This is a genomic window from Streptomyces sp. URMC 126, assembly GCF_051386555.1.
Taxonomy (GTDB): domain Bacteria; phylum Actinomycetota; class Actinomycetes; order Streptomycetales; family Streptomycetaceae; genus Streptomyces.
The window spans coordinates 1-4,581 of the sequence record NZ_JBPQTX010000442.1 but is presented as its reverse complement, the minus strand read 5'-3'; the positions used below and the strand labels follow the sequence as shown (position 1 = coordinate 4,581).

Annotated in this window: 3 protein-coding genes and 1 tRNA gene; all 4 read right to left on the bottom strand. The window is 69.0% G+C overall.

The genetic code is table 11. The features are described from left to right. Positions 1 to 502: 502 nt before the first annotated feature. Entirely contained in the window at positions 503 to 1,474 is a 972-nt protein-coding gene (locus ACSNOK_RS30945; protein WP_436784116.1) for a PP2C family protein-serine/threonine phosphatase, read from the bottom strand. Between the two features lie 742 nt (positions 1,475 to 2,216). Further along, the gene (locus ACSNOK_RS30940) at positions 2,217 to 2,702 is read right to left on the bottom strand and encodes a hypothetical protein (RefSeq protein ID WP_436784115.1); all 486 of its coding nucleotides are present in this window, start codon (positions 2,700 to 2,702) and stop codon (positions 2,217 to 2,219) included. Between the two features lie 568 nt (positions 2,703 to 3,270). Beyond that, entirely contained in the window at positions 3,271 to 3,642 is a 372-nt protein-coding gene (locus tag ACSNOK_RS30935; RefSeq protein ID WP_436784114.1) for a hypothetical protein, read from the bottom strand. A 759-nt stretch (positions 3,643 to 4,401) separates the two neighbouring features. Continuing rightward, positions 4,402 to 4,489, bottom strand: a tRNA-Ser gene (locus ACSNOK_RS30930). Between the last annotated feature and the right edge of the window lie 92 nt (positions 4,490 to 4,581).

The following is a 4,581-nucleotide window of genomic DNA, read 5'->3' as shown; positions in this document are numbered from 1 at the left end:
CCCCGCCCCTCCATCGGGCACTCCTTCACCACCCTCCCCGCAGGCCACCGCGCCATGGTGCGCGACCTGGACCGCGTCGTCCGCACCGCGGCGGGGCCGGCCGCAGCACCGGGCCCGGGGCGGTCCGCCGCCCTGTGCGCGTACACGGAAAAGCCGTCCAGGATCATCGAGCTCCGACCCGTCCGCGGCGGCCGAGCCGGCCCGGCTCCCCCTCCCCGTCCGCGACGAGCTCGCCCGACACGCGGTGGACGAGGAGCGCGAACTTTCCGGCCGCCTCGCCCCTGCCCTGACCGACAAGGTGTGGGAGGGCTCCGCCTCCCACATGCGCAAGACGGCATCTCCCTGGTCCCTGAGGTTCATGCCCGGGTGGCTGTCCTCTGTGGCCGGCCCCGTAGAGCGCTCGGGTCAAGGGATGGCTGAAGAAGCGCGGCCGGGCGGCGTGCGGGGAACAATTACTGACCGCGCTCGCGGTCCGGCTCGGTCACCGGCGTCCACAAAGAGATCACCGAGGACCGAGCCGCACTGCGAGCGCGGCGATGTCGTCATCCAGCCCGCCCCGGCTGTACCGCAGCAGGTCCCGATGAAGAGCGTCGAGCAGCACCCGGGGCCGCGCCGGGGACTGCCGGCGCATCCAGTCCTGGAGCGGGAAGAAGACCCCGTCGTGGTTACGGGCCTCGGTGACCCCGTCCGTGTAGAGAAGCAGCAGGTCACCGGGGGTGACATCGAAGACGTCGACGCGGTACGTGTCCCCGATCAGCCCGGCGAGGTTGAGCAGCGGCGACGGAGCGGACGATTCCAGCACCCGTAGCCCCCCGTCCCCCAGCAGCAGTGGTGGGGGATGCCCGCAATTCAGGACGCCGATCCGGCCGCCCTCGTGCGGGATCTCGACGAGCAGAGCGGTGGTGAACCGCTCCATGAGGTCGTCGGGCGGAAACGCGGCGCTGTACCGGGTGCTGCTGGCCTCCAGCCGGCGCGCGAGATCGCCCAGGTCGGGCACGTCGTACGCGGCCTCGCGGAACGAGTTCACCATCGCCGCCGCCGACCCGACTGCGGGCAGCCCCTTGCCCCGCACGTCCCCGATCAGCAGCCGCACCCCGAACCGGGTGTCCGCCACCTCGTAGAAGTCACCCCCGATCCGCGCCTCGGCGGCCGCGGCGAGGTAGAGCGACTCGATCTCCAGATCCCCGCACCGCCGGGGCATCGGACTCAGCACCACCTGCTGCGCCGCGTCTGCCACCAGCCGCACCTGGAACAACGTCCGCTCCCGCTGCAACCGGGCATGGCTCCCGTACGCCGCCGCCACGGTCACCGCGACGATGCCGGCCGCCGTGTACCCCGTCCCCAGGTCCGGGAACACCACCCCCAGCCCGATCATCAACAGCAGGCAGATCGTCCCCAGGAGCACCGTAGGCAGTACCGGCCACATCGCCGCGGCCAGCGCGGGCGCAGCCGGCAGCAGCCGGCTGAACGCCATGCTCCGCGGCGTGTTGTACGCCAGGCTCGCGATCACCACGGTCAGCAGCACCGGCGACAGCAGGGTAAACAGCTCCCGCCCGGCCCGCCGCCGGAACCACAGCCGTCCAGGCTTGATCACATTCCATAGCATAGCCAGGCAAGCCGGACATGGCTTCCGGGCGGAGCTGGCCGGACGCACCGGGTCCGATCGGTCCGGCCCGGATTTCCAAAGGGGCTGACCCGGCGGTGGAAGCGGCGCGGAATCCGACGCTCACGGCCGGAGCGGTCTCATGCTCCTCCCACTGCCCGACTTCGGGACGCTCCAGAGGGCCCCGGGACGGACTGGCCGCGCAGTGACCGTGCCGGTCGACGAGGCTGTGACGGGAGACGAGACCGGCCAACAGCCGCGGTGGCACCCCTTGAGATCGGAGGCGCCGAAGCCGGCGCACGGGGCCCGTGCCTGGTGAGACGGTGGCTCACCGTGAGACAGGGATGCTGGAGCGTGCCGCAGGGCCGATATGCACATTGCCGTGGAACAGAGCAAGCGCCAGCTGGAATCGGACGGCGCGCGCTACTCGTCAGAGCGGGGGTCCAGGCCGCGCCCATGCGCATCGACCAGTGCTCCCGCTCACTGCGCCCATCGGGTACGTCAGTGCTGCATCAGCGCACCCGACGGCACTTAGCGCCCTCAACCCCTGGATGGTCGGGAGATACGCGAGTCTGGCGCAACGGCGAACGGCCGGGCAGCTGTTCGCGGTTTGTCAGCTCTGCGCGCGCACCTCTCGCCACCGTCCTGCGGTGGTCTCGCTCATCGTGTAATAGAACTCGGACTTGAACTCGGTTCCGTCGCTGGAAGCCTCAGTCCAGGTCATCGGCCAGTTCCGTCGGCCGTAGTGCTTGTGCACGACGCGAGTGAAAGCGGACAGGACGCCCCGCAAACGCTTCCGATTCACGCCGAGAAGCTCGACGAGCGTCGTGTAGCTCACCCGCTCGCCGGGCTGCTTGGCCAGGATGTCCAGTACGCCGGTGACCACCCGTACGGAGTCGAGCGGGTCCTCCGTCAGTCTGCGCAGGTCCTGCGGGGTCCATTCGACGTAGGGCCATTCGCCGTCCTCAAGTGGAGTGGCGGTCTCCTCCGCTGATGGCGCAGTCGTAGTACCGGCGAGTTCCGCGAGAAATGCGTACACCTGCGTGACGTGCTGGCTCGGCACCGGTACCGAGATGAATTGCTGCTGCTCCTGCGTCATGGCATGCCTCCAAGTGAGTCCTCCGTCCGGCGGACGATTGATCTTTGCATGCCCCGCATCCCGATGTCTAGGTACTAAGGAGGACTAACGGGCAGTAAGAGTCCTTCCTAGTGCTGCTTCTCCCTGGCGGTGTGTTCCTGGCGCCGAGCTCAGCCGGTCACCCGGGGCCTTCCAGCAGGGCCTTCGCGGGTGCCGCTCATGCGCAAGACTCAGGGGCGCCGACGATCGAGGACAACGGCGAAGGGCCCCGCTGCAATCAGCGGGGCCCTTCACGTCGGCTAATGCAGGAGGTGAGGGAGGGACTCCTGCGAGCGGCCATCCGGTGCGTCCGGACTCGGTTGCCCAGACGGCGCAGGCCGAGTCGGGCCGTCTGTGTCTGCGGTGCAGGCGGCTCGTATGACGCCCAGGCCGAAGCCGGCGATGTGTGCCACCAGCGGGAGGCCACCTGCGAACGCGAGGATCTCGTTCAGCGCGGCCAGTCGGGCGCGCCTGCGACCGCATCCCATATGACGCCCTTGGGTAAGCGGACAGGCCCCGGGGCCGGAGCCTTCAGGTCCCGGTCTGCTGCTCAGCTGGGCCGTAGGTGCGTACTGGCCGAATAACAGGCGTCCAGCCATTTGGCTTCGTCCCGGCTGAGAATGGCGCCTCCGCACACAGGAGTGCTCAGCAGTCCACCGTCGATGCTCGCGTTCGCCAGCGTCCGCTTCATCTCTTCGGGTACGGCTTCGGCCATCGTCGTGGTGGGACCGTCGACTGGGCGGGGATCCCAGTCAAGGTCGGAATGCAGCAGAGTGGCAGATCTCTCACCCTTCCGCTGGACGAAGACCAGACGCTCCCCGCAGTCATTGACGAAGTAGGAAACATAGTCAGTGGCGTTGATGGGGAAGCCGCTCAACTCGGCTAGGAGTCGCCGCAGTTCGACGCCGAAGTGGGAAGTCATAGGCGGCACGCTATAGGCGATCCGACCGTAGATCGACGAGATGGGTCGAACTCGGCCGCGAAGCGGGTCATGGGACTCGTGGTCGCTTCCCGCCTGCCGTTCACGTATGGGGCGACAGCGGCCGGGGGTGGGCAGCGCAAGGCGCCCAACGAGCGAATCACAGAGGCCGCCCCGCGCTACGGCTGGAGACTGATGCCGAGATGCCCACCGCAACCCCCGCGGAAGCGTCTCGGACGCACTGGTCACCGGCCCTGGAAGGATCCGGACCGGCTGGGATTTCCAGGGGGATGGTGATTCGCAACCGGTGCCGATACCCCCAGCCGTGGAAGTGCGCCTCAGCAACCCCCGTGTCCGCCCCGTCACTGGGATGCCGGGCGTCGTGATCAGCATCACGCTGAGTGGTGGTTCGTCCATGACGAACGTCCCGCTCGCGCCCCAGGGGGCAACCCACACGAGGGCTCACCCTGGCCCGAACGTCGGCGAAGCGGACCGGGAGCCTGCTGGTGATCACTCCGGACGGGCGCGTCGCCGCCGCCTGGGCCGCGCTGGAGCGTCCGCTGCGGGGCCTGGGAGCCGTGGGCCGGGCCTGGCTGCCCGACGCGGACGCGGTGGTACGGGCGTGACGCGGCCACGTTTCGCAGGCGCTGCCGCACCGCCCCGCACGACCGCTAGCGATAGCCGGGGCGAATACTGCTACACGGAACGCAGAAGGCCCCGGCCGGTTTCCCGGTCGGGGCCTTCAAGTGCCCGGTGAGGCACTGGCGGAGGATACGAGATTCGAACTCGTGAGGGGTTGCCCCCAACACGCTTTCCAAGCGTGCGCCCTAGGCCTCTAGGCGAATCCTCCGCCGCAAACAATACAAGACGTGGAGCAGTGCTCGCGAACCCGATCCGGGGGTGGGGTCGGAGCGGAGGTCGAGAGGGGGTCTCGGGCAGGGG

Bases quoted from the DNA above. Each gene is read 5' to 3' on its own strand.
- ACSNOK_RS30940 (WP_436784115.1), bottom strand. From the start codon at position 2,702: ATGACGCAGGAGCAGCAGCAATTCATCTCGGTACCGGTGCCGAGCCAG.
- ACSNOK_RS30935 (WP_436784114.1), bottom strand. From the start codon at position 3,642: ATGACTTCCCACTTCGGCGTCGAACTGCGGCGACTCCTAGCCGAGTTG.
- ACSNOK_RS30945 (WP_436784116.1), bottom strand. From the start codon at position 1,474: ATGGCGTTCAGCCGGCTGCTGCCGGCTGCGCCCGCGCTGGCCGCGGCG.